Annotated in this window: 23 protein-coding genes and 1 pseudogene; 23 read left to right on the top strand and 1 reads right to left on the bottom strand. The window is 34.6% G+C overall.

Annotated elements, in window-relative coordinates; genetic code table 11:
• The first annotated feature begins 18 nt into the window (after positions 1-18).
• The 3 genes from ACEE93_RS04380 (at position 19) to ltrA (ending at position 4,718) form a co-directional block, all read left to right on the top strand.
• Positions 19-1,380, top strand: a complete 1,362-nt coding sequence (locus ACEE93_RS04380; RefSeq protein ID WP_449155511.1) for a LysM peptidoglycan-binding domain-containing protein — start codon at positions 19-21, stop codon at positions 1,378-1,380.
• A gap of 488 nt (positions 1,381-1,868) precedes the next feature.
• Positions 1,869-2,855, top strand: coding sequence for a bacillithiol disulfide reductase YpdA (ypdA, locus tag ACEE93_RS04375; protein WP_449155654.1), 987 nt, complete (start codon positions 1,869-1,871; stop codon positions 2,853-2,855).
• 576 nt (positions 2,856-3,431) lie between these two features.
• Positions 3,432-4,718: a group II intron reverse transcriptase/maturase gene (gene ltrA / locus ACEE93_RS04370; protein WP_449156575.1), complete on the top strand. Its 1,287-nt coding sequence runs from the start codon at positions 3,432-3,434 to the stop codon at positions 4,716-4,718.
• Positions 4,719-4,827: 109 nt separating this feature from the next.
• Here the strand turns inward: ltrA and ACEE93_RS04365 are convergent, their stop codons facing one another.
• The gene (locus ACEE93_RS04365) at positions 4,828-5,796 is read right to left on the bottom strand and encodes an asparaginase (protein ID WP_449155930.1); all 969 of its coding nucleotides are present in this window, start codon (positions 5,794-5,796) and stop codon (positions 4,828-4,830) included.
• A gap of 76 nt (positions 5,797-5,872) precedes the next feature.
• Here ACEE93_RS04365 and cmk point away from each other — a divergent pair, with 76 nt between their 5' ends.
• The 20 genes and pseudogenes from cmk to ACEE93_RS04265 all read left to right on the top strand — a co-directional run bounded on the left by cmk (position 5,873) and on the right by ACEE93_RS04265 (position 24,580).
• Complete coding sequence (gene cmk, locus ACEE93_RS04360) at positions 5,873-6,535, top strand: (d)CMP kinase (RefSeq protein WP_449155931.1); 663 nt, start codon at positions 5,873-5,875, stop codon at positions 6,533-6,535.
• An 87-nt stretch (positions 6,536-6,622) separates the two neighbouring features.
• Complete coding sequence (rpsA, locus tag ACEE93_RS04355) at positions 6,623-7,804, top strand: 30S ribosomal protein S1 (RefSeq protein WP_449155932.1); 1,182 nt, start codon at positions 6,623-6,625, stop codon at positions 7,802-7,804.
• Between the two features lie 277 nt (positions 7,805-8,081).
• Positions 8,082-9,392: a ribosome biogenesis GTPase Der gene (der, locus tag ACEE93_RS04350; RefSeq protein WP_449155933.1), complete on the top strand. Its 1,311-nt coding sequence runs from the start codon at positions 8,082-8,084 to the stop codon at positions 9,390-9,392.
• 17 nt (positions 9,393-9,409) lie between these two features.
• Entirely contained in the window at positions 9,410-10,405 is a 996-nt protein-coding gene (locus ACEE93_RS04345; protein WP_449155934.1) for an NAD(P)H-dependent glycerol-3-phosphate dehydrogenase, read from the top strand.
• 171 nt (positions 10,406-10,576) lie between these two features.
• On the top strand, positions 10,577-10,849 hold the full coding sequence (locus tag ACEE93_RS04340) for an HU family DNA-binding protein (protein ID WP_449155935.1): 273 nt from the start codon (positions 10,577-10,579) through the stop codon (positions 10,847-10,849).
• 169 nt (positions 10,850-11,018) lie between these two features.
• The gene (locus tag ACEE93_RS04335) at positions 11,019-11,609 is read left to right on the top strand and encodes a heptaprenyl diphosphate synthase component 1 (RefSeq protein WP_449155936.1); all 591 of its coding nucleotides are present in this window, start codon (positions 11,019-11,021) and stop codon (positions 11,607-11,609) included.
• On the top strand, positions 11,599-12,312 hold the full coding sequence (locus ACEE93_RS04330; protein ID WP_449155937.1) for a demethylmenaquinone methyltransferase: 714 nt from the start codon (positions 11,599-11,601) through the stop codon (positions 12,310-12,312). Before ACEE93_RS04335 ends, ACEE93_RS04330 begins: the two co-directional genes overlap by 11 nt.
• A gap of 13 nt (positions 12,313-12,325) precedes the next feature.
• Positions 12,326-13,282: a polyprenyl synthetase family protein gene (locus ACEE93_RS04325; RefSeq protein ID WP_449155938.1), complete on the top strand. Its 957-nt coding sequence runs from the start codon at positions 12,326-12,328 to the stop codon at positions 13,280-13,282.
• Between the two features lie 68 nt (positions 13,283-13,350).
• Positions 13,351-13,800: a nucleoside-diphosphate kinase gene (gene ndk, locus ACEE93_RS04320; RefSeq protein ID WP_449155939.1), complete on the top strand. Its 450-nt coding sequence runs from the start codon at positions 13,351-13,353 to the stop codon at positions 13,798-13,800.
• 174 nt (positions 13,801-13,974) lie between these two features.
• Positions 13,975-15,141, top strand: coding sequence for a chorismate synthase (gene aroC / locus ACEE93_RS04315; protein ID WP_449155940.1), 1,167 nt, complete (start codon positions 13,975-13,977; stop codon positions 15,139-15,141).
• A 14-nt stretch (positions 15,142-15,155) separates the two neighbouring features.
• Positions 15,156-16,217, top strand: a pseudogene (gene aroB, locus ACEE93_RS04310) (3-dehydroquinate synthase); the annotation flags it as partial.
• An 18-nt stretch (positions 16,218-16,235) separates the two neighbouring features.
• A complete protein-coding gene (gene aroA, locus ACEE93_RS04305; RefSeq protein WP_449155942.1) occupies positions 16,236-17,525 on the top strand; it encodes a 3-phosphoshikimate 1-carboxyvinyltransferase in 1,290 nt (429 codons plus the stop codon).
• 3 nt (positions 17,526-17,528) lie between these two features.
• The gene (locus ACEE93_RS04300; protein ID WP_449155943.1) at positions 17,529-18,770 is read left to right on the top strand and encodes a tetratricopeptide repeat protein; all 1,242 of its coding nucleotides are present in this window, start codon (positions 17,529-17,531) and stop codon (positions 18,768-18,770) included.
• Positions 18,740-19,321, top strand: a complete 582-nt coding sequence (locus ACEE93_RS04295; protein ID WP_449156412.1) for a YpiB family protein — start codon at positions 18,740-18,742, stop codon at positions 19,319-19,321. The genes ACEE93_RS04300 and ACEE93_RS04295 overlap by 31 nt, the downstream gene beginning before the upstream one ends.
• A gap of 68 nt (positions 19,322-19,389) precedes the next feature.
• Positions 19,390-19,992, top strand: coding sequence for a DUF1405 domain-containing protein (locus ACEE93_RS04290; RefSeq protein ID WP_449155945.1), 603 nt, complete (start codon positions 19,390-19,392; stop codon positions 19,990-19,992).
• A 37-nt stretch (positions 19,993-20,029) separates the two neighbouring features.
• The gene (locus tag ACEE93_RS04285; protein ID WP_449155946.1) at positions 20,030-20,725 is read left to right on the top strand and encodes a zinc metallopeptidase; all 696 of its coding nucleotides are present in this window, start codon (positions 20,030-20,032) and stop codon (positions 20,723-20,725) included.
• 227 nt (positions 20,726-20,952) lie between these two features.
• Complete coding sequence (locus tag ACEE93_RS04280; RefSeq protein WP_449155947.1) at positions 20,953-21,270, top strand: nucleotide pyrophosphohydrolase; 318 nt, start codon at positions 20,953-20,955, stop codon at positions 21,268-21,270.
• A gap of 17 nt (positions 21,271-21,287) precedes the next feature.
• On the top strand, positions 21,288-22,412 hold the full coding sequence (bshA, locus tag ACEE93_RS04275) for an N-acetyl-alpha-D-glucosaminyl L-malate synthase BshA (protein ID WP_449155948.1): 1,125 nt from the start codon (positions 21,288-21,290) through the stop codon (positions 22,410-22,412).
• A gap of 1 nt (position 22,413) precedes the next feature.
• Positions 22,414-23,613 (top strand): CCA tRNA nucleotidyltransferase, encoded by a 1,200-nt coding sequence (locus ACEE93_RS04270; protein WP_449155949.1) that lies wholly within the window; start codon positions 22,414-22,416, stop codon positions 23,611-23,613.
• Positions 23,606-24,580 (top strand): biotin--[acetyl-CoA-carboxylase] ligase, encoded by a 975-nt coding sequence (locus ACEE93_RS04265; RefSeq protein ID WP_449155950.1) that lies wholly within the window; start codon positions 23,606-23,608, stop codon positions 24,578-24,580. The genes ACEE93_RS04270 and ACEE93_RS04265 overlap by 8 nt, the downstream gene beginning before the upstream one ends.
• Positions 24,581-24,603 lie beyond the last annotated feature (23 nt).

The following is a 24,603-nucleotide window of genomic DNA, read 5'->3' as shown; positions in this document are numbered from 1 at the left end:
TAGAAAGGGGATTAAACTTTGTCCAACGATAATTTTAAAGATGAATTTGAGAAAAGTAGACAGGAAATCAAACCTAAAAATGAAAAACAACCAGATATAGAAGATAACGACAACGCATCGTTTGATAAGAATCAGGAACAGTTTCCACCACGTAATGCTTCTCGTAGACATCGTAAAAGAGATCACCTTCAAAAATCTAAAGATCCTAAATTAGCATCTGATGAGACAAGTGAAGTGGAAGAAAAGAAAGCGAAAGAGGTCACGTCAGATCAACCTAAACACAAAGACTTACAACAATCTGAAACAAAAGAAACATCAAAATCTTCCTCAAAACAAAAAGGCGGGGCATTAGCTGGAGCGTCTGCACTTGCCGGTAAAGATAAGCATGAAAAGCAAAATTCAACTGATGATTCAGAGAAAGAAAAGAATGAACATCATAAAGGAAAAGCTGCAGCTGCAGCAGGTGCTGCTGGGGCTGCCGGTGCTGTTGGCGCAAAATCAGCTTCTAACAAAGCCAAAGCTTCGGAAAAGGATACTGAGCAAGATACCACTCAAAACGATCATAAAAAAGACGCTACTAAAGCTGGAGCGGCTAGTGCTGCTGGAGCTACTGGTGCAAGCGCAGCCCATACTTCAGATAAAGAAAATCCTAAATCAGAAGTATCAAATGGTGGTAACGGTGGATTTTTCTCACGCTTATTACCAATATTATTAGCTGTTATCATTTTAGGCGCAATTGCGATATTTGGTGGTGTCTATTTATTCAATCAAAACAACCCTGGTAGTAATGATCAAGAAGTCGCTCAAACGAATACAAACGAGTCCAAAGAGAATAGTAAAGATACAAATGATCAAAACACATCTGATGATAACAAAGCAGCTGACAAAGATAAAAAAGACAACGACCAAAGTGATAAAAATGATAGCGACTCAAAAAACAAAAGTGATGATAATAGCAATGATGATTCAGATAACGACAACGCAGTAGCTACTAACGATACTCAATCAAATGGTAACACTAGTTCAAATGCTGATGGCACAAACAATGCACAAAATGCAGCTGATACGAACCAAAATGGTTATGGCGTTGATAACAATCAAAATTACTACACAAATTCACAACAAAATGACAACAATGGTTATCAACAAAGTGATCAAACACAAAGTCAAAACCAATATCAACAACAACAATCATCAAATAATCAACAGAACCAAAATGCAGGCACTCAAACACATACTGTAAATGGTCAAGAAAACTTATATCGTATTGCAATTCAATACTATGGTGATGGCTCACCTGAAAATGTAGAAAAAATTAGAAAAGCTAATGGTATAAGCGGTAATAACATTAACAACGGTCAACAACTCGTTATTCCATAGCTATTAATTCATTAGAGATTGAGACACAATGATGTGCTCAATCTCTTTTTTTGGGATTAAAATTTTAAGGGGCGTCTAAACCTTTTTACGATTACTTCGAAAGGTATAGTTGAGTCCAATTGTTGATTGATTTACATCATTCTTACACATGTAGTATGATGAAATAGTACGTAATAGACTAACCTAGATAGTAAACCATTTTATTCACACGCTTTAATGAGTCGTTTTATAATGTTTTGAGTAATTTATGATAATTATTATGCAGAGAAAGCAGTTAATTGATTTAAATTGGTGTTTTTTAAACCATATTCAAATAAACGACATATCAACAATTCTATTCGTGTGTTATAAAACTATTGTAATACAGTGCTAGTATATGAAAATTAAGGAGGAAAAACTGATTACTAAGTTAGCACAAAATTGAGGTGGATTGAATGATGGAAACTTACAAGCCTTTCATCTCTTTTATTCTTAGTAACAGTAGCATAATGAAACAAATTGAAAGTATTATTATCGGTGCTGGTCCTTGTGGATTAAGTGCTGCTATTGAGCAACAAAAAAAGGGCATTGAAACATTAATTATTGAAAAAGGAAATGTCGTCAATGCAATTTATCATTATCCTACTCACCAAACCTTTTTCTCATCAAGTGATAAATTGGGAATCGGGGATGTACCATTTATTGTTGAAGAATTAAAACCACGTCGTAATCAAGCATTAGTATATTATCGAGAAGTCGTGAAACACCATCAACTTAATATTAATACATTTGAAGAAGTACTGACTGTTCGCAAAATGGATGATCATTTTACGATTACAACGACAAAAGATGTCTATAAATGTCGATTTTTAACGGTAGCAACAGGCTATTATGGACAACATAATTCATTAGAAGTTGAAGGGGCAGATCGCGATAAAGTTATGCATTACTTTAAAGAAGCACACCCATATTTCAACCAAGATGTAGTTATTATAGGTGGTAAAAACTCTGCCGTCGATGCAGCTATTGAACTTGAAAAAGCAGGGGCTAACGTGACTGTTATCTATAGAGGATCAACTTATTCTTCTGCAATCAAACCATGGATTTTACCTAATTTTGACTCTTTAGTAAGAAGAGGAAATGTAGATATGCATTTTAATAGTCATGTCACTCAAATTACTGAAGATAGTGTCACATTTGAAACAGAAGGTAAAGAAACAACAATTCATAATGATTATGTTTTTGCGATGATTGGTTATCACCCTGATTATGAATTTCTACAATCTCTTGGTATTGATATTAATACGAATGAATATGGTACAGCGCCAGTCTATAATCGTGATACCTATGAAACAAATATAGAAAATTGTTATATTGCTGGGGTTATTGCAGCAGGAAATGATGCAAATACGATCTTTATTGAAAATGGCAAATTCCATGGTATCCACATCGCCCAAGATATTTTATCTAAAAAGCAAGGTCCTTTAGAATCTTAAAATACAAAAACAAATAAAACAGCGTTCAAGCTTCGTGATCATTCGAAATTTGAACGCTGTTTTTTATAGTGCGCCCGGCATGGGTAACATCTTGACGGTGAAAGTCCGTTACAGGCTTGGTAGTAGGAACTGTTAGCGAAGGACAAGGGTGTCCACTGCGAAGTGGAATCTGAAGGAAGTCGGACGCAAACACTCGCACTGACGAACAGAAACATCATACTAAGGCTATGTAGAATGGATGAATCTGCTATACAAGATAAAGTCCTATACTACCCGAGTTCTATATAGTAAATGATGTGGTGACATGAGTGGAAAGAGGTTACACCTTACCCGGGGAGGTCTCATAAGCGATTCGTAGAATCGTAGTAACAACGAATTATGAGAAATCAGCAGAAGTCATAGTAGGTATAAACATATCGAAGGACTGAACAATATTAAATACAAAGTAAAGAATGGAGGTTATAGATTTACGGTGTGCAGAAAACGGTTTATACCGGCAACTTATAGAAAGATAAGTAGTGGAACGAAAAAAGGATATATAAGTGTGTACAGTAAATCTTAGGTGAAATGAAAGAAATGTATCGTGAGTCTCCATCTTTGATGGAACTTGTTGTAAGACCAAACAACATTGAAAAAGCAATTAAGAAAGTGAGAAAGAACAAAGGTGCACCTGGAATTGATGGTATGAGTGTTAGTGACTTGAATAGGCACTTCTCGCAGTACTTTCCTCAAATTCGAAAGAAACTGCTTGATGGTACATACAAACCACAAGCAGTAAGGAAAGTTGAAATCCCAAAATCAAATGGGAAAAAACGAGTGTTGGGTATTCCTGTCGCAAGAGATAGAGTTATCCAACAAGCCATTAAACAAGTCATTGAACCTAAAATTGACCGTACATTTTCAAATCACAGTCATGGTTTCAGACCAAATCGTAGTACAGGTACTGCATTGAAGCAATGTGCATTATACTATGAAGAAGGTTATTCAGTCGCAGTCGACTGCGACTTAAAACAATGTTTTGATATGTTAAATCATGACAAGTTAATGTATCTATTTGAGCGTCATATCCAGGATAAAACTATTTCTAAGTTCATTCGTAGAAGTCTACAAGTTGGTGCCATTGACCTCAATGGTAACTACAAGAATAAAGAAATCGGTGCACCGCAAGGTGGCGTTATATCGCCGCTATTATGTAACATCTATCTGCATGAATTAGATAAAGAACTGGAAAAACGTGGACATCGTTTTATTCGCTACGCTGATGACTTCGTCATCTTTGTGCGTTCAAAACGAGCAGGCCAACGTGTTATGGAGAGTGTGACAAAATTCATCGAAAAGGATCTTAAACTTATTGTAAATAAGGAAAAGAGCAAGGTAGGTGCAGTCACACGTTTAAAGTTCTTGAGTTGTCTAATGACCAAAGTAAATGGCATTTATCGTTTCAGACCGACTATGGAAGCAAAAAGAAGTTTAAAACGCTCCTTAAGACGCCTAACGAAACGAAATAGATCAGGTACCTTCAGACAGATTATAACAGAAATCAATCAAGTGACTCGAGGGTGGATAAATTATTTTGGTAGAGGGTTTATTAAAGGCTTTTTAACAAAAGTACAATCATGGCTAAACCGTCGTATTAGACAACTGATTCTTAAAAGATGGAAGAAAACGAAAACAAAATACAAAATGTTACGTAAATATGGACTTGACCATGATAGCGCAATGAGAGTTTCACAATCACGTAAGAAGTATTGGCGACTCTCAAGTGTAAAAGAAGTCCATCGTGCGCTTACAACAAAACAACTCTACGAGTGGGGACTAATACCTTTAGTCCACCTCGCAGAGCTGGCTTACGCAAGATATTGAACCGCCGTGTACGGAACCGTACGCACGGTGGTGTGAGAGGACGAATAACCAAATAATGGTTATTCTCCTACTCGATTTAAATAAGAGTATGCTCAGTCTCTAAATAAACCTATTCGTAAAAATATTGCTCAATATCTTGATTACTGAATGCATTACTTAATGCCACAAGTAATTTTAAGCGTGCTTTAGGTCCATTTAAACCATTAGAAAAAGTAACACCTTTTTGATATAAATCATATCCTCCACCTTCGTAAGCATATACTGGACTTACAATGCCATTGAAGGAACGAGAAACAACCACTATGGGAATATCTAATTTTAAACACGCGTCTAACCCTTTTAAAGCAGTTTGAGGCAAGTTCCCTTGACCAAGTGCTTCAATCACAATTCCATCTACATGTTGCTCTGCGTAAAATGACAGCATTTCACTACCCATACCCATATGTGATTTAACAAGAGGTACAGCTAACTCAGAATCAATTTTCGACAAAGTACGTTGTGTGATAGGTTGATGGTGAAACTGCACACCAAATTTTGTGATAACACCTAAAGGTCCGTGATTAGGACTTTGGAAGGTGTTGGTATTTGAAGTATGTGTTTTGGTTACGTTTCTAGCTGTATGTATCTCATCGTTAAATACTACCATGACTCCTTTATCACAAGCATGATCATCTATAGCTACTCTAATAGCCGAAATAAAATTATATAGCCCGTCTGAACCGATTTCATTTGAAGAACGCATCGCTCCTGTAAGGATAACTGGTTTTGTAATTTTTACAGTTAAATCTAATAAAAAAGCAGTTTCTTCCAATGTATCTGTTCCATGTGTTATTACAAATCCATCATATTTTTGCTTATTTGTCTCATCTTCAATGATTGATTTTAACGCTTTAACATGATCGATTGTGATATGTGGAGAGGGGACATTAAAAGGCATCATTTCATCGATTTTTGCATATTTTAAAATAATGTCTTGATGATTAGCAATTGGATTATTATCATTCGTACTGACTTTATTGGCCTCATCTTCAGACATACTTATTGTTCCACCTGTATGTATCACAAGTAAACGCTTCATCACTTCTCCTCCTCGATATTTATTCCTCTATTATGATAAAATATTAGTAAATAAACAACAATAAGGAAGGTATCTAATGAGTAAAATTAATATTGCGATTGACGGTCCAGCAGCTGCTGGAAAAAGTACGATAGCTAAAATAGTAGCATCAAAATTAGGCATGATTTATGTCGACACAGGTGCAATGTATCGTGCCATCACTTATTACTATTTAAAACACCAAGACACATTTACCAATTTTAAAGATTTAATGAATCAACTAGACATTAAACTAAAATATGATCAAAACAAAGGACAACGCGTCCTTTTAAATGATGAAGATGTTACTGACTTTTTAAGAGAGAACGATGTAACGAATAACGTTTCTTATGTAGCCTCAATTGAGGAAGTGCGTAAATTTTTAGTTGAAACCCAAAAGCAATTAGCTTCTGAAAAAGGGATTGTGATGGATGGTCGCGATATTGGTACCACTGTTTTACCGGAAGCTGAAGTTAAAATATATATGATTGCATCAGTAGAAGAACGCGCATTGAGACGCTTACACGATAATGAAGAACGAGGTATCGACTCTACACTTGAACAATTAAAAGAAGATATCGCAAAACGAGATCAATATGACATGAATCGCTCGATTTCTCCTTTAAAAAAAGCTGAAGATGCTACTGAGATTGATACCACGGGGCTTTCAATCGATGAAGTGACAGAAAAAATATTAAATATCGCACAATCATATAGCTAAATCAATTCGAACTAATCTAAATTTCTTGACAATTAGCCCAGTTTATAAGATGTTATTATTATGTAGTAGTATAAGGAGGCATTCATGATGACTGAAGAATTTAACGAATCAATGATTAATGACATTAAAGAAGGCGACAAAATTACTGGAGAGGTACAACAAATTGAAGACAAACATGTTGTTGTACATGTAAATGGTGGAAAATTTAATGGTATTATTCCAATAAGCCAATTATCAACACATCACATTGACAATGCAAATGAAGTTGTCAAAGTAGGTGACGAAATTGGCGCTTATGTTACAAAAATCGAAGTTGACGAAGAAAATGAAACAGGTAGTTACATTTTATCTAAACGTCAACTTGAAGAAGAAAAATCATACGAGTACTTACAAGAAAAACTAGATAATGACGAAACAATTGAAGCCAAAGTAACTGAAGTGGTTAAAGGTGGACTTGTTGTCGATGTTGGCCAAAGAGGGTTCATTCCTGCATCACTCATTTCAGTAAATTATGTTGAAGATTTTTCTGATTATGAAGGCAAAACGTTAGAACTTAAAGTTGAAGAATTAGATCCTGAAAATAATCGAGTGATTTTAAGTCATAAAGCTGTAGAAGCAATGGAAAATGAAAAGAAAAAAGCTTCATTATTGCAATCTCTACAAGCTGGTGACATCGTTGAAGGGACTGTAGCACGCCTTACAAACTTCGGTGCGTTCATCGATTTAGGCGGTGTTGATGGTTTAGCTCACGTTTCAGAATTATCTCATGAACATGTTAAATCACCAGAAGAAGTGGTAAGCATTGGAGATAAAGTAAATGTTAAAGTACGTTCAGTAGAACAAGATTCAGAACGTGTTTCTTTATCTATTAAAGATGCTTTACCAAGTCCATTTGAAAATATTAATGATCAATTTAATGAAGGCGACATCGTTGAAGGTAAAGTCATGCGCTTAGCTAGCTTTGGTGCTTTCGTTGAAATCGGTCCAGGTTTACAAGGATTAGTGCACATTTCAGAAATTAGCCATAAACATATTGGCACACCTAGCGAAGCGCTAGAACCAGGTGACACTGTCCAAGTGAAAATTTTATCTATCAATCCAGAAGAAGAACGCATTTCATTATCAATTAAACAAGCATTACCAAAAGAAGAAACAAATGAAGCGAGCCAAGAAACTACTGAAGAATATACAACGTCTACAAATGAAGATGAAAACAATCCAACATTAGGCGATGTATTTGGTGATAAACTTAAAGATTTAAATCTATAAGTTAAAAATTTAAATTATACAATTGTTATTCAAAGACAAAGCTCAAACGTTACAAAGTTGTAGCGTTGGGTTTTGTCTTTTTTATTTACTGATTAATTTTTTTTATAACTTGGTAAAGATCACTTTTATTTGAATGTTTATTCCTTAACTTAACATTCTTTTTATAATTGTTGTTTATCATGCTATAATGACATTAATCATTAGAATTAGCATAACGAACGTATTTTTAAAATACTCAATAAATCATGCTATATCAATTAGAGAGGAAGTAACAAATATGACGAAACCAGTAGTAGCCATTGTAGGTCGACCGAATGTCGGTAAATCTACAATTTTTAATCGTATCGTCGGTGAACGTGTCTCTATTGTTGAAGATACACCAGGTGTCACACGCGATAGAATTTATTCAAGTGGCGAATGGCTTACACATGACTTTAATATTATCGATACTGGAGGCATTGAAATTGGCGATGCACCATTCCAAACGCAAATACGTGCTCAAGCAGAGCTAGCCATTGCAGAAGCCGACGTGATTATCTTTATGGTAAACGTACGTGAAGGCGTCACTCAAAACGACGAATTAGTGGCTCAATTATTATATAAATCAAAAAAACCTGTAGTGTTAGCTGTTAATAAGGTAGATAACCCTGAAATGCGAAATGATATTTATGATTTTTATGCTTTAGGCTTTGGCGATCCATTTCCTTTATCAGGTTCACACGGACTTGGCCTAGGTGACTTATTAGAGGAAGTAGCTAAACACTTTAAGAAAGAGGAAGAAGACCCATATGATGAAGATACGATTCGTCTCTCACTTATTGGTCGTCCGAATGTTGGTAAATCAAGTTTAGTTAACGCTATCCTTGGAGAAGAACGTGTTATCGTGTCTAATGTGGCTGGGACAACGAGAGATGCCATTGACACTGAATATTCCTATGAAGGCCAAGACTACGTACTCATCGATACAGCAGGAATGCGTAAAAAAGGGAAAGTCTATGAATCTACCGAAAAATATTCTGTGTTACGTGCATTAAAGGCTATTGAACGTTCAAATGTCGTTTTAATTGTACTAGATGCTGAAGAAGGCATTATTGAACAGGATAAACGTGTAGCAGGCTATGCTCATGAAGAAGGTAAAGCTATTGTAATTGTGGTCAATAAATGGGATACAGTCGAAAAAGATAGCAAAACAATGAAGAAATTTACAGAAGAAGTACGCCAAAACTTCCAATTTCTAGATTATGCTCAAATTGCTTTTGTATCTGCTAAAGAAAGTACACGTTTACGTACATTGTTCCCTTATATTAACGAAGCTAGCGAAAATCATAAAAAAAGAGTGCAAAGTTCAACATTAAATGAAGTGATTACAGACGCTATCTCTATGAACCCAACACCAACAGATAAAGGCCGTCGACTTAAGGTATTCTATGCTACTCAAGTCGCTATCGAACCACCAACTTTTGTGGTCTTCGTAAATGATGTCGAATTATTGCATTTTTCATATAAACGTTATATTGAAAATCAAATTCGTAATGCATTTGGTTTTGAAGGTACACCTATTCATATTATTGCTCGTAAAAGAAATTAAAAAATGGGGGAGTTAACATGAATATTACAGTATTTGGTACAGGAAGCTTTGGTACATCTTTGGCTAATGTTTTAGCAGACAACGGTCATTCTGTACTAATGTGGGGGAAAACTGAACGCACCATCAACGAAATTAATGAGAATCATACAAATAACGCTTATATCCCTGAAGCGACACTAAATTCAACTATTACCGCTACACTCGACCTCGAAAAAGCAGTGAATTTTGCTGATACTTATTTAGTGGCTTTACCAACAAAAGCGATTCGAGATGTAATTGGACGAGTAAATGATTTATTAACAACGCCAAAATATTTTATACATGTAGCAAAAGGTATTGAAAACGAAACATTTAAACGCGTTTCGGAAATGTTAGAAGATTGTATTTCTCAAGATGTTAATGGTGGCATCGGGGTATTATCCGGGCCTAGTCATGCTGAAGAAGTAATTTTAAAACAACCAACGACGGTTGCTGCAGCTTCTCAAAACAAAGCATTACGTCAGCTGATACAAGATTTATTTATGACAGATTATTTAAGAGTTTATACAAATGATGATTTAGTAGGTGTTGAATTAGGCGGCGCATTGAAAAATATTATTGCCATTGCGAGTGGTGTACTCGCAGGACTAGGCTATGGTGACAATGCAAAAGCGGCTTTAATCACGAGAGGTTTAGCTGAAATTACTCGATTAGGTGTTAAGTTAGGTGCTGATCCTTTAACTTTTCAAGGTTTAGGAGGAATTGGCGATCTAATTGTGACATGTACGTCAACACATTCTCGTAACTTTTCTTTAGGTTATCAACTAGGTCAAGGCAAAACATTAAAAGAAATTCTAGACGAAATGAATATGGTTGCTGAAGGGGTGAACACTACACAATCGGTTTACCACCTTTCGCAAAAGCTTGACGTCGAAATGCCTATTACTGCTTCACTTTACCGTGTATTATTTGAAGAAAAACCTGTCCTTGAAGAAGTAAAAAATCTAATGGGAAGAACTAAAAAAGCTGAATAATACGATTTAAATCATTATATTTACTAAAATCTGTCAAAAAAGAGAAAAAATCCCAATAAATCAACGTTTTTAGAATATAAATCGTTGCAGTATATGTTAACCATGTGTTAAAGTCATACCATAATGATATATGGTTATCATTATACATAACCTTTGAGGAGGTGAATTGACATGAATAAAACAGATTTAATCAACGCTGTAGCAGAACAAGCTGAATTAACTAAAAAAGAAGCTGGTCAAGCAGTTGATGCCGTTTTTGAATCAATTCAAAAATCACTTGCAAAAGGTGAAAAAGTACAATTAATCGGCTTCGGTAACTTTGAGGTACGCGAACGTGCTGCACGTAAAGGACGTAACCCTCAAACAGGAAAAGAAATCGATATCCCTGCAAGCAAAGTACCAGCATTTAAAGCAGGTAAAGCATTAAAAGACGCTGTAAAATAATCGATTTAAAAAGCCCTTTTAAAGGGCTTTTTTTATTTATTCTTGAATTGCCTATACATATCTTTTCCTACAAAAAATCAAAACTTTACATAATAGAAAAGTAAATCAGATTTCAATTTCACCGCTATAATGTTAATATAGAGAGTGATTAAAATTTGAGGTGTCGCAAATGGAAGGTTCTTATAAGACTTTAAGTGCTCATATAGACAAATTATTAACACATATCAATAAACCCAGTAATCTTCATGTTAATTATGAATTAAGTCAGATTCTAGATGACTTAACTATTCCAGAAAATGCTAAATTAGCAATCTTATCAATTGATACAGCAATGAGACATTTAGATCGTATCAATTTTTATAATTATGAACGTGATGCGATTCTAATAGGGGATTTATTAAGTGCATATTTTTATCAAGTAGTCGCTAAACTTGAAAATAAAGATTTTCAACAACAGATGAGTGAGTGTATTATTCAAATTAATGAATTAAAATCCTATTTACAACATACTGATTTACAACACTCGCCACAAACACGAAATCAAACCATTTATAAAGTTGAAACCCTTCTTTTTACAACATTGAATAATATATACACATTAAACAAAGACATATCCGTCATTGAGAATCAAATTATAAATCAGTTAAAAGTAGATCAACTTACATATTTAGTACATTATACCGAAGATGACATTAACAATATCATTCATGAATTGCAAAATAAATATACGATAAATGGAGTTAATAAAGATGGCAAATAAAGCAAATAAAGAACAGGTTTACAATGTTTTTCAAAATATATCAAATAAATATGACAGTCTAAATAATATCATCAGCTTTGAACAACATAAAATATGGAGAAAAAAAGTCATGAAATCGATGAATGTCTCTCCAGGTTCTGTGGCTCTAGATATTTGTTGTGGTACAGGAGATTGGACCATTGCATTAAGTAAAGCAGTAGGTCATTCAGGGGAAGTTACAGGATTAGATTTTAGTGAAAATATGTTAAAAGTTGCTGAAGAAAAAACAGAAGACATGTCCAATATACGCCTTGTTCAAGGTGATGCGATGGCGTTACCTTTTGATGATAACGCATTTGACTATGTAACAATTGGGTTTGGATTACGTAATATTCCTGATTATTCCAAAGCGCTATCTGAAATGTACCGCGTCTTAAAACCCGGAGGCATGGTCGTATGTTTAGAAACGAGTCAACCGACGATGCCCGTATTCAAACAATTATATAAATTATATTTTAAATTTGTAATGCCTCTATTCGGTAAAATATTTGCTAAATCGAAAGAAGAATATGAGTGGCTACAACAATCCGCATTTGATTTTCCTGATCGAAAATCATTGAAAAAAATGTTTGAATCAGAACATTTCGAGCGTGTTAAAGTTCGTAGTTTTACAGGTGGCGTTGCAGCAATGCACCTAGCTTATAAGCCGAAATCGATTAAATAAAGGTGAGAGTAGCATGTCGAAATTAAATGTGAATCAAGAAATTAAAAAAATTGAAAAAATGCTTAAGGAATTGATCCAAAGTAATGATCCCACATTGCAACAAGCAGCTAACCATTTGTTAACATCTGGTGGCAAACGCGTTCGCCCTCTGTTTGTTATTTTAAGTAGCTATGTTGGTGAAAATAAATCTAATGCATCTACATATCAAGTGGCAGTCGCTTTAGAGTTGATTCATATGGCTACACTCGTACATGATGATGTCATTGATTATAGTAATAAGCGTCGTGGCACACTGACCATTGAAAAGAAATGGGATAAACCAACGGCAATATTGACAGGTAATTTTTTATTAGCTAAAGCAGTGGCACATTTAACCAACGTAGATGACTATGAAATTCATCGTGTCTTATCTGATGCTATATTAGAAGTATGTAGAGGGGAACTATTTCAATTTCAAGATCAATTTAGAACGCCACAATCTATCACGAATTATTTAAGACGCATTAATCGTAAAACAGCGTTACTTATGCAACTGTCTACTCAAGTAGGGGCAATGACTGCTGGAGCTGACCCCCAAACGGTTAGAACTATGAAAAAAATAGGTCATAACATTGGGATGAGCTTCCAAATTATAGATGATGTACTTGATTTTACAAGTTCAGAGAAAAAATTAGGTAAACCTGTTGGAAGTGACCTTAGAAATGGTCACCTCACTCTACCAGTGCTATTAGAAATCAAAAATGACGATCACTTTAAACGAAAAATTTCTGAATTACATGCTGGTGCTCCAGAAGAAAAGTTCGATGAATGTATAGCGCAAATCCAACAATCACATGTTATTCAAGACACACTAGCTGTGAGTGAACGTTATCTTAATAAAGCGAAATCATTATTAGAAACAATCGATAACGAAGAAATTAAACCACTTTTTAATAAGATTATTAAAAAATTACAAACACGAATGAAATAATGATTGAAAGCGTTTTTACTTAGTGATAGGATATGTATGAATTACATAAAAAATAGGGGGATTTAATAATGGAACAAACATTCATTATGATTAAGCCAGATGCTGTACAACGTAAGTTGATTGGTAATATTGTTCAACGTATTGAACAAAAGGGGTTAAAGTTAGTAGGTGCTAAGTTAATGTCAGTACCACAATCACTTGCTGAAACACATTATGCTGAACATAAAGATAAACCATTTTATCATTCATTAATTTCATTTATCACATCTGCACCTGTTTTTGCTATGGTTGTCGAAGGTGAAGATGCAGTAGCAGTATCACGTCATATCATTGGCGCAACAAATCCATCTGAAGCGACACCGGGTTCAATTAGAGGTGATCTAGGCTTAACTGTAGGAAGAAATGTGGTTCACGGTTCTGACTCAGTTGAATCAGCTCAAAGAGAAATTGAACTTTGGTTCGATCGTGGTGAAATCAGTTCATATCAATCACCAGATGAAAATTGGTTATATGAATAATTAAATAAACACATTGGGAACGGTTATTGAACTAACCGTTCTTTTTTATTTTTCCTATTTTTTTCTTATATAATTTCGTTTATGCTAACATAGATAACACACTGAATAAGTGAACGATCTTAATAAATATGTTATGCTAAATATTATTTATGTTACAGGGGAGTGTATAGACTTATGAGATTTTTAACTTCAGGTGAATCACACGGACCGCAACTAACTGTCATTTTAGAAGGCTTACCTGCAAATATGAAAATTGATCACGAACGTTTAAATCTAGAATTATTTAAACGACAAGGTGGATATGGCAGAGGACGACGTATGCAAATTGAAAAAGATGCAGTTGAAATTGTATCTGGTGTACGTCATGGATATACATTAGGTAGTCCAATAACGTTGGTTATTCATAATGATGATTTTACACATTGGCGTAATATTATGGGAGCAGCACCAATTAGTGAAGAAGCACAAACGAACATGAAACGTGTTATTACAAAACCAAGACCAGGGCATGCAGATTTAGTTGGAGGTATGAAATACAATCACAGAGACTTAAGAAATGTCCTTGAACGTTCTTCAGCACGTGAAACTGCTGCGAGAGTGGCAGTGGGAGCAGTATGTAAACAATTATTAGAACAATTAGATATTGAATTATTAAGTCGTGTTGTTTCAATAGGCGGCATCCATGATCAGATTGCTTATGACCCCGAAACAATTCGCAAAACAGTAGATCAAAATGATGTGCGTATGGTTGACCAAAGTCTTGTCCAATCAATACATGATAAAATTGACCAAACTAAAAAAGACGGTGATTCAATCGGAGGTACAGTTCAAGTTATTGTGAATCATATGCCTGTTGGAATTGGGAGCTATGTGCATTATGATCGTAAATTAGATGGCAGAATCGCACAAAGCGTCGCTAGTATTAATGCCTTTAAAGGTGTGAGTTTTGGCGATGGGTTTAATGTTGCTGATCAACCAGGCAGTCAAGTTCAAGATCCGATTGTCTATTCCGAAGCGAGTGGTTATACAAGAACAAGTAATCATCTCGGGGGCCTAGAAGGTGGTATGAGTAACGGTATGCCAATCATCGTTAACGGTGTAATGAAGCCAATTCCGACACTATACAAACCTTTAGCTTCTGTAGACATTCAATCGAAAGAACCTTTTAAAGCTTCAATTGAACGTTCTGATAGTTGTGCTGTACCGGCAGCAAGTATCGTCTGTGAACATGCAGTATCATTTGAAATTGCGCGTGCATTATTAGAAGAATTTGAGTCGAATGATTTTTCTAAATTACAAGCACAAGTCAATCAACGTCGCGAACTTAATCAAAACTTTTAATCGAGGGTGATACTATGAAGTTTTTCACGACCTACAACGATCACAATTATCCAGTGATTATTGAACATGGCGCTATTAAGCATCTGTCTGATCTGATTGAAAGCTATGATCAAACCTTTCTTTTAGTTGATGAAGCAGTATACCAATTATGGCCCAATAAAATAGATGAGATAACCCACTCATCACACACTTATCTCATTACACTAACATCCGGTGAAGCATTAAAAACGATAACGCATTATCAAATAACAATGGAACACATACTGAGTTATCAACCAACTAGAAATACTTGTTTAGTCTCAATTGGAGGCGGCGCTACAGGTGATTTTGTAGGGTTCTTAGCATCTACTTTGTTGCGTGGTGTCGATTTTTTACAGATACCTACGACGCTTTTAGCACATGATTCTAGTATTGGGGGAAAAGTTGGTATTAATGCTTCAAAAGGTAAAAATTTAATTGGTGCGTTTCATAGACCTATAGCGGTACTTTATGATTTAGAATTCTTGACTACACTTCCGGAAACCGAAATTCAAAGTGGTTACGCAGAAATTTATAAACACGCATTGCTCAGTGGGCATAAAGAAACAAATACAATCGAGCGTGTCTATCCATCTATCAATGATTTAGTAACCTTACAAAACATTGATACTTTTATACAACATGGCATTCAAACAAAGTTAAATATTGTCGTTCAAGACGAATTAGAAAAAGGCATGAGACAATATCTTAATTTAGGACATACATTTGGTCATGCGGTAGAATATCATCTTAAAATGCCTCATGGTCATGCGGTAATGATCGGTATTTTGTATCAATTTATTGTGACAGAGCTCGTATATTCTGTGGATGTTAATGTACAACATTATTATCACTATTTCACTCAATTGGGTTATCCATTAGACAGTGTCCGTGATATTCCTTTTGAGACCTTATTGTCATTAATGAAACAAGATAAAAAAAATCACCAAAATGAAATTCATATGGTCTTACTTAAAGAACTTGGAAAACCAATTGTCCAACAAGTTGATATCACTACTTTAAGACAAGCATTTACAATACTACAACAATTAATTAAAAAAGGGGGGGGCATCCACATGAAGATTGATATTAAAGGAACGTTAAATGGGAATGTCACTGTTCCTGGCGATAAATCCATGACACACCGTGCCATTATGCTCGCATCTTTAGCTAAAGGAAAAACAACTATTTATCAACCACTACTTGGAGAAGACTGTTTAAGAACAGCTCAAATTTTTAAACAATTAGGCGTCGAGATTGATATTCAAGAACAAAATATGACCATCGATTCTCCAGGATACCATCAATTTAATATGCCGCATCAAACGCTATACACTGGAAATTCTGGGACAACGACTCGTTTAATGGCAGGGTTGTTAGGTGGACTAGGGATACATAGTGTACTTTCAGGCGATGCCTCTATTGGTAAACGACCTATGGATCGAATTTTGAAACCATTACAAGCTATGAACATTCGCATAACTGGTATCGATCAAAACTATACCCCTCTTATCATTGAACCAAGCACTGTTACAGGTATTGAATATGTTATGCCTGTCGCAAGTGCTCAAGTCAAAAGTGCTATTTTATTTGCAGGCTTATTCTCAAAAGACAAAGAGACAATAATCAAAGAAAAAGACCTTTCAAGAAATCATACAGAAACGATGTTCGAACATTTTAATATCCCAATCGAAACAGGACCTTTATATGTGAAATTACCTCACAATGCAGTGGATCATATTGAGCCTCAAGATTTTTATGTTCCTGGCGATATTTCGTCAGCTGCTTTTTTCATTGTTGCAGCTCTAATAACACCACACAGTGATATTACGCTACATAACGTAGGAATCAATTCAACACGTGATGGCATTTTAGATATCGTCGAATCAATGGGTGGAAATATTTCAATTTTTAACAAATCAGAAGGTAGTGAACCGACCGCTTCAATTCGTATCAAATATACACCACATTTAAAACCAATCGAAATCAGTGGGGGATTAATTCCAAGATGTATTGATGAATTACCAGTCATTGCTTTACTCTGTACACAAGCCAATGGTTCAAGTATCATAAAGGATGCTGAAGAATTAAAAGTTAAAGAAACCAACCGCATAGATACAACGGCTAATGAACTGGGAAAACTTGGATTTTCACTTGAGGCAACAAATGATGGGCTCATTATTCATCCGTCAACATTAACTCAAAATCATCGGGTCGATAGTCATACCGATCACAGAATTGGTATGACACTTGCTATCGCATCTCTACTGACTGACGAGCCTATAGAAATTGAACGTTTTGAAAGTGTTAATGTATCATTCCCAGGATTCTTACCTATGCTAAAACAATTAGAAAAAGAGGGATAAATAATGCAAGAGATCTATAAACTGATTGATGACATTAATCTACAAAAGTTAGATCAATTAGATACCCGTGTTCAAGAAGCACTTCATTCTAATGATGATGAAGCGCTTTTTGTACTAGGTGAAACACTCTATCAATATGGTTTAATACCTCAGGGTTTGGAAGTTTTCCGTACTTTATATACAAAATATCCTAGCGAAAGTGAAATTTTAATCTATTTTATTGATGGGCTTATTTCGGAAAACCAAATCGATGAAGCACTTGAATATTTAAATGATGTTGAACTGTCAACTGAACGATTACTGTTAGAAGCTGACCTTTATCAACAAATCAATATGATTGATGTAGCTATTGATAAAATTGAACAAGCGCTTGATTTAGAGCCATCAGACCCAATTATCCATTTCGCACTTGCAGAACTGCTATATTATGATGGTCAGTATATCAGAGCTTCTCGTGAATACGACACTGTGTTAGAAACTGGAGAACATGAAATTAATGGCGTTAATCTATTTTCAAGATTAGCAGATAGTAGCTTGCAAAGTGGTAATTACTCAGATGCGCTTTCATGGTTTGATGAATTAAGTGAAGAAGAAATGACATCCGAAGATTATTTAAAACGTGCCATTGCCTATGAAAAGAATGATTTTACGCAAGAAGCCATCAAGTCGGTTAAAACGTTACTTCATAAAGATCCAGACTTTATGCAAGGCTATTATTTCTTACAACAACTTTACGAAAATGAAAAAGATTTTCCAAATGCAATAGACATTGGTTTAGAAGGGTTAAAGCTTAACCAATTTTATAAAGAACTAATGTATAGCACGGGGGCTTTACTCATCGAATATGGTGATCAAAATGAAGGGGTACGCTTATTAAAACAAGCGCTCGAAGTTGATCCCGCTTATCAAGAACCACTAATCATGCTTGCTGATTTCTTTAGAAATGAAGAAGATTATGAAGCATTAATTGAACTAATCCAATATGTCGATGAAGAAGATATGGATCCTAAATTGATGTGGCAATTCGCTTATGCATACGGAGAAGAAGAAAGAGATAAAGAAGCTAGTCATTTTTATGAGTTAGCGTTTAATGATTTAAATGAGGATATCGATTTCCTTAAAGATTATTACTACTATTTAATTGAAACTGGACAAGTTGCACAAGCTAAATCTGTATTAGAATCATTATTATCACTTGATCCTAATAACCCAGAGTGGCAAGAAGAACAATTAAGATTATTTTAGGTGATTCAATGTTTACCAAATCGTTAAACGATGAAAAGAAAGACTTTATTGAATATATCTTATTTAACTATCATTTTAAATCTCGAATTAGTGTATGGATTTTAAATTATTTAAAAAGTGAACCACAATTGTTAGAACGAATTACGTTTGTAGATCATGAGATTGCTAACCATCCGACAATAGAAATCGCACTTTCCGCATCAGATCATATTGCGATTCAATATCAAGATGGCCATACACTATTAAAAGATTCTAATGCGATATTTCAAGTTGTCGTACAAAATAACAATCCAATCGATATTCAGCTTCACTTTTCAAATGATCACAAAAGAGACTTACGGTATGATTACTTATTGTTGCATCAATTACTTGCTGGTCATCAAAGTGATTATTTTAAAGATATATATACCATTAATTGGTCAACATTCAATCTACCTTCTATTGTCTCTATTTTAAAAGCTGAGATCGATATGACTTTAATGTTAAACGATAAAGACCGTTTTCATTATTTTTCGCGAATGCTTAATACCATACTCATACATTCTTTATAGTCTTTGATTTATCGTAACGTGAGGTAATTACATCTTTAACCCATTTAAATAAATATGAGGTGTCATCAATGTCATTATCACAGATTTGGTCATTCATTATTCATCAAAAAGCAATATTAATTTTTTTATTAATATGTAACTTTTTAGGAACTATATATGGTTATGTCTGGTATTTACCGCAATTATTTCAATCAAAATGGTACTTTATGCCATTTATACCAGATAGTCCAACAGCTACATTATTTTTATGTATTTCGCTCATTTTATTGTTAGTAGGGACTCAAAGCCCATTATTAGATACATTGGCATTTATCACATTAATAAAATATGGTGTTTGGGCAGTAATTATGAATATTATGATGTTCATAGTAGATGGAGAAGTAACGATAACAGGGCTCATGTTAATATGCTCACACGGCATTATGGCGCTTCAAGCATTCATTTTTCTTCCTAGGTTTAAATTCACATTATTTAGCATTGCACTGACCATGGTTTGGGTCGTTCATAATGATGTGATTGACTATGTTTTCCATCAATATCCGGTGTATGGTTCTTTAGTGCAATATGAATCGATCGTTGGCTATATTGCATTTTGGTTAACCGTTATACCGCTTCTTATAAGCATATGGATTTATTACAAAAGAAGCGCTAAAACATTTGACCACACTTAACCCTACACGTAAAATGTAGATTAAAGGAGTGAACTTTATGTCTTTTATGTCGTTTATAATTTATGTCGTTATTCTGATGATTTTACCGATGTATGCACAATATAAAGTAAAATCGAATTACGAAAAGTACTCCCAAGTTAGATCGACTAGTGGTAAAACAGGTCGCGACGTCGCATTAGAAATTTTACATGCCAATGGTATTAACGATGTAGACGTTAGAGAAGGACAAGGCTTTTTAACAGATCATTACGATCCTCAAAAAAAGGTCGTTGTACTTTCACCGGCCAACTATAACCGTCCTAGTGTCGCAGGTACAGCCATTGCAGCCCATGAAGTAGGGCATGCGATCCAACACTATGAGGGATACTTCTTTTTACGTTTTCGAACTGCACTCGTACCCGTTGCTAATTTAGGTAGTTCGTTATCCTACTTATTTATATTAGCTGGTTTTATTTTAACAGCGATGCAATCAGCATTAGGATCTACTGCATTATGGATTGGTATTTTCTTAATGGCATTTGCAGTACTCTTTTCAATCGTCACACTCCCAGTAGAGTTTGATGCAAGTAAACGAGCGATGAACCAAATACAACGGTTAGATATAGTCAATCAAAACGAATATAAACATGCAGGACGTGTTTTAAGAGCAGCAGCGATGACTTATGTTGCTTCAACAGCTGTTGCAGTTGCCGAATTGTTACGTTTTATATTAATTGCAAGAAACTCAGAATAACGTAATCGGTGTTATAAAATAATAAAGCAATGAAAGCAGAAGGTTGAATTCAATCTTCTGCTTCTTTTTGTTGTCATCGATGATAAAATCACTCTAAATATCTTACTGAGATTTATTTTTAATGTAGTATTTCATCATCATAAATGCGATGAGCCGTGGATATTGCTCACATATGGCTAAATCATGTAAGATAAAAGAGACTATATATTGAAAGGACAAATAGGATTATGAAAACGATGGACGACATGCAAAAAGAAGTAGATGACTATATTTCTCAATTTAAAGCAGGCTATTTTTCACCACTTGCTAATTTAGCGCGATTAACTGAGGAAGTTGGCGAACTGGCTAGAGAAATTAATCATGTGTATGGTGAAAAAAAGAAAAAAGCGACAGAGGAAGAAAATACTATTTCTAATGAATTAGGTGATAACCTATTTGTATTGTTGTGTATTGCTAACTCGATGGATATTGATTTAACAGAAAGTTTTAATCAAACAATGGAGAAATTTAATACACGAGATAAAGATCGATTTGAAAGAAAATAACGAAAGGTGGCTTTCTTATGAAAATAGGAATAACTTGTTATCCTTCAATAGGTGGCTCAGGAATTATAGCTACTGAGTTGGGTATATTAATGGCAGAACGTGGTCATGAGGTGCATTTTATTACATCGAATATGCCATTTCGTTTAAATAGACCATTGCCTAACATCACATTTCATCAAGTTGATGTGAATCAATATGCCGTTTTTCAATATCCACCATATGATATCTCATTAAGTACGAAAATCGCGAATGTCATCAATGAATACGATCTAGATATTCTACATATGCATTATGCTATTCCTCATGCTATTTGTGGTATATTAGCCAAACAGATGTCTGGAAAAGATATCAAAATCATGACGACTTTACATGGTACAGATATTACTGTATTAGGGTATGACCATTCACTGAGAAATGCAATTAAGTTTGGTATAGAACACAGTGATGTCGTCACAAGTGTTAGCGAAGCATTAAAACAACAAACGAATGAAATTATAAAAGCAGATAAAGACATTGTACCTATATATAACTTTGTACGAGAATCAGAATTCCCTTATGGGTATAATCCTGAATACAAAAGTAGCTATGGTATCAAACCACATGAAAAGGTGTTAGTCCATGTTTCTAACTTTCGAAAAGTAAAACGAATCGATACGATTATCGACGCTTTTTATTATATCCATCAAGAAATTCCATCAAAATTACTATTAATCGGTGATGGACCTGAACTTCAAGATATGAGACAAAAGGTAAAAGCATTAAACTTAACAGATCACGTGTTATTTTTAGGTAAACAGGATTGTATGAGTCATTTTTATCAATTTTCAGACCTTGTTTTACTTCTAAGCGAAAAAGAAAGTTTTGGCCTGACATTATTAGAGGCGATGAATACGGGTGTCCTTCCAATCGGTACAAGAGCAGGTGGCATTCAAGAGGTAATTGACCACGGTAAAACGGGCTTTCTCGTGGATGTTGGAGATAGTTATAGTGCAGCAAAATATGCTATCAAATTGTTGAGTGACGATGCACTGTATGCATCTATGCAACAACAAATGTTAGAAGATATTCATTCACGTTTTCATTCTAATATTATCGCTGATCAATATGAATATTATTATAAAAAAATGATAGGGGATCTCTAAAGTGGATAACGTTCAACCATTCAAAATTGCTCAACCCATCTTAGAACATATTCAACAAAATGGTTTTCAAGCTTATTTTGTTGGAGGCTCTGTTCGAGATTTTTTAATGAATAGAGCGATTAATGATGTAGATATCACAACGAGCGCGACACCAGATGAAATAGAAACACTTTTCACACATACCATACCAGTGGGTAAAGAACACGGTACCATTAACGTCGTGTGGGAAGGCGATAATTATGAAATTACTACCTTTCGGACAGAAGCTGAATATATTAACCACCGTAAACCAAGTGACGTTACGTTCGTTAGAAGTTTGTATGAAGATGTAAAAAGACGTGATTTTACCATTAATGCGATTGCGATGGATGCACACTTTAATCTATACGATTATTTTAATGGTAAGGAAGACATTCTTCTAAAAAAAATACGTACAGTTGGTCAGCCTGATGAGCGATTTTCTGAAGATGCACTTCGAATACTAAGAGGCTTGCGCTTTAAATCTCAGTTAAGTTTTTCTATCGAAACCGCTACATTTGAAGCAATGCAAAAACAAATTCATGATCTTCAATATCTATCGATTGAACGTATCATTGTTGAACTTAAAAAATTGTTGCACGGCGCTAATGTGAAAGCCACAATGGACGATTTAAATGACTTACAATTTTGGAAACAGATTCCTTTCTTTCAACAATTTAACTTAAGTCAACTTCATATTACACAACCTATCAGTTTAGAATTTTTTATAGCGCTGATTCTATTGAAGTTTTCTTCAGAACAATCATTTAAAAATTTAAAATTAAGTAATCAAAGTAAACGTCAAATTACACAAATAAAAAGCGCTTTAACAGACGTACAAACATTAACGAATGAACATGCGTTACGTCAATTTGTTTACGATTATAGCTATGATTTAACATTAACGATTGTACAATTAAGCAAGTTGCTTAAGGATAATCATATTCAGTTGCCTAATGAGAACTTATTTAATACAACATCGATCAAACATGCATTTAACACCTTGCCTATTCAACAACGAAAAGATATCGATATTGATGGCCAAGTACTGATGAAGGCGCTTGATCGTAAAGGCGGACCGTGGTTAAAAACGGCGTTACGTGATATTGAATGTGCGATAGTTCAATTGCAAATCAACAATAATCAAAATGATATTTTAAAATGGGTGAAAACAAATGTCTAAATACCGTGATTTAATTTTAAAATCAATTACAGATGCTACACCAGAATATATTTCAGGTGAGGGAATCGCGAAACATTTAAATGTTTCAAGAATGACTGTTAAAAAAGTAATAGATCAATTGAAAGAAGATGGTATCTCCATTGATTCAGTTCAATATAATGGGCATAGACTCAATCAATATCCTGATCAATGGTACAACGGTATATTACAATCTATTTTAGAAGATATACCATTTATAGAAAAAAGTTACACATATGATGCTTTAAAATCGACTCAAATTACAGCTAAATCATTATTAATAGAAGAAGAAAAACCTTTCATTGTGATTAGTGATGAACAAACAGCGGGGACAGGTAGATTTAAACGCGCATGGAATTCTTCTAAAGGGAAAGGCGTTTGGATGTCATTCGTTGTCCGTCCGAATGTCCCGTTTTCTATGTTAACCACATTTAATTTATTTATATCATTAGCGATTTGTGAAACAATACAAACGTATGTGAATGAGCCTGTTAAAATAAAATGGCCCAACGACATATATATCGGAACTCGTAAAGTTTGCGGCTTTTTAACTGAAATGGTCGCGAATGCTGATCGTGTAGATGCAGTAATATGTGGAATTGGTATTAACCTTAATCATAATGCTGAAGATTTTAGTGGGGAACTTGCTGAAAAAGCAACGAGCGTTCGACTTCACTCTCATCAGGACACGATTGAACGCTATCAATTTTTAAAACAATTATTGAAAAACATAGAAAATCGCTATCACCAATTTTTAAACGAACCTTTTACGTCAATTAAAGACGATTATATCGCTGCTTCAAATATTTGGAACAGACGACTACGTTTTACAGAAGCTGGCAATCAATTTTATGGACAGGTTATAGAAATCGACGACCAAGGGTTCTTGCATGTGGAAGACGATCATCAAAAGGTCCATCGTTTAATGAGTGCTGATATCGATTTTTAGCCTTAAACATATATAGAAAGGAG

Source organism: Staphylococcus sp. 11262D007BW (assembly GCF_053547815.1).
Note: the sequence above shows the minus strand (reverse complement) of the source record. Positions and strands in the feature narration are given on the sequence as shown.

Bases quoted from the DNA above. Each gene is read 5' to 3' on its own strand.
- ypdA (WP_449155654.1), top strand. From the start codon at position 1,869: ATGAAACAAATTGAAAGTATTATTATCGGTGCTGGTCCTTGTGGATTA.
- ltrA (WP_449156575.1), top strand. From the start codon at position 3,432: ATGTATCGTGAGTCTCCATCTTTGATGGAACTTGTTGTAAGACCAAAC.
- ACEE93_RS04365 (WP_449155930.1), bottom strand. From the start codon at position 5,796: ATGAAGCGTTTACTTGTGATACATACAGGTGGAACAATAAGTATGTCT.
- cmk (WP_449155931.1), top strand. From the start codon at position 5,873: ATGAGTAAAATTAATATTGCGATTGACGGTCCAGCAGCTGCTGGAAAA.
- rpsA (WP_449155932.1), top strand. From the start codon at position 6,623: ATGACTGAAGAATTTAACGAATCAATGATTAATGACATTAAAGAAGGC.
- der (WP_449155933.1), top strand. From the start codon at position 8,082: ATGACGAAACCAGTAGTAGCCATTGTAGGTCGACCGAATGTCGGTAAA.
- ACEE93_RS04345 (WP_449155934.1), top strand. From the start codon at position 9,410: ATGAATATTACAGTATTTGGTACAGGAAGCTTTGGTACATCTTTGGCT.
- ACEE93_RS04340 (WP_449155935.1), top strand. From the start codon at position 10,577: ATGAATAAAACAGATTTAATCAACGCTGTAGCAGAACAAGCTGAATTA.
- ACEE93_RS04335 (WP_449155936.1), top strand. From the start codon at position 11,019: ATGGAAGGTTCTTATAAGACTTTAAGTGCTCATATAGACAAATTATTA.
- ACEE93_RS04330 (WP_449155937.1), top strand. From the start codon at position 11,599: ATGGCAAATAAAGCAAATAAAGAACAGGTTTACAATGTTTTTCAAAAT.
- ACEE93_RS04325 (WP_449155938.1), top strand. From the start codon at position 12,326: ATGTCGAAATTAAATGTGAATCAAGAAATTAAAAAAATTGAAAAAATG.
- ndk (WP_449155939.1), top strand. From the start codon at position 13,351: ATGGAACAAACATTCATTATGATTAAGCCAGATGCTGTACAACGTAAG.
- aroC (WP_449155940.1), top strand. From the start codon at position 13,975: ATGAGATTTTTAACTTCAGGTGAATCACACGGACCGCAACTAACTGTC.
- aroA (WP_449155942.1), top strand. From the start codon at position 16,236: ATGAAGATTGATATTAAAGGAACGTTAAATGGGAATGTCACTGTTCCT.
- ACEE93_RS04300 (WP_449155943.1), top strand. From the start codon at position 17,529: ATGCAAGAGATCTATAAACTGATTGATGACATTAATCTACAAAAGTTA.
- ACEE93_RS04290 (WP_449155945.1), top strand. From the start codon at position 19,390: ATGTCATTATCACAGATTTGGTCATTCATTATTCATCAAAAAGCAATA.
- ACEE93_RS04285 (WP_449155946.1), top strand. From the start codon at position 20,030: ATGTCTTTTATGTCGTTTATAATTTATGTCGTTATTCTGATGATTTTA.
- ACEE93_RS04280 (WP_449155947.1), top strand. From the start codon at position 20,953: ATGAAAACGATGGACGACATGCAAAAAGAAGTAGATGACTATATTTCT.
- bshA (WP_449155948.1), top strand. From the start codon at position 21,288: ATGAAAATAGGAATAACTTGTTATCCTTCAATAGGTGGCTCAGGAATT.
- ACEE93_RS04265 (WP_449155950.1), top strand. From the start codon at position 23,606: ATGTCTAAATACCGTGATTTAATTTTAAAATCAATTACAGATGCTACA.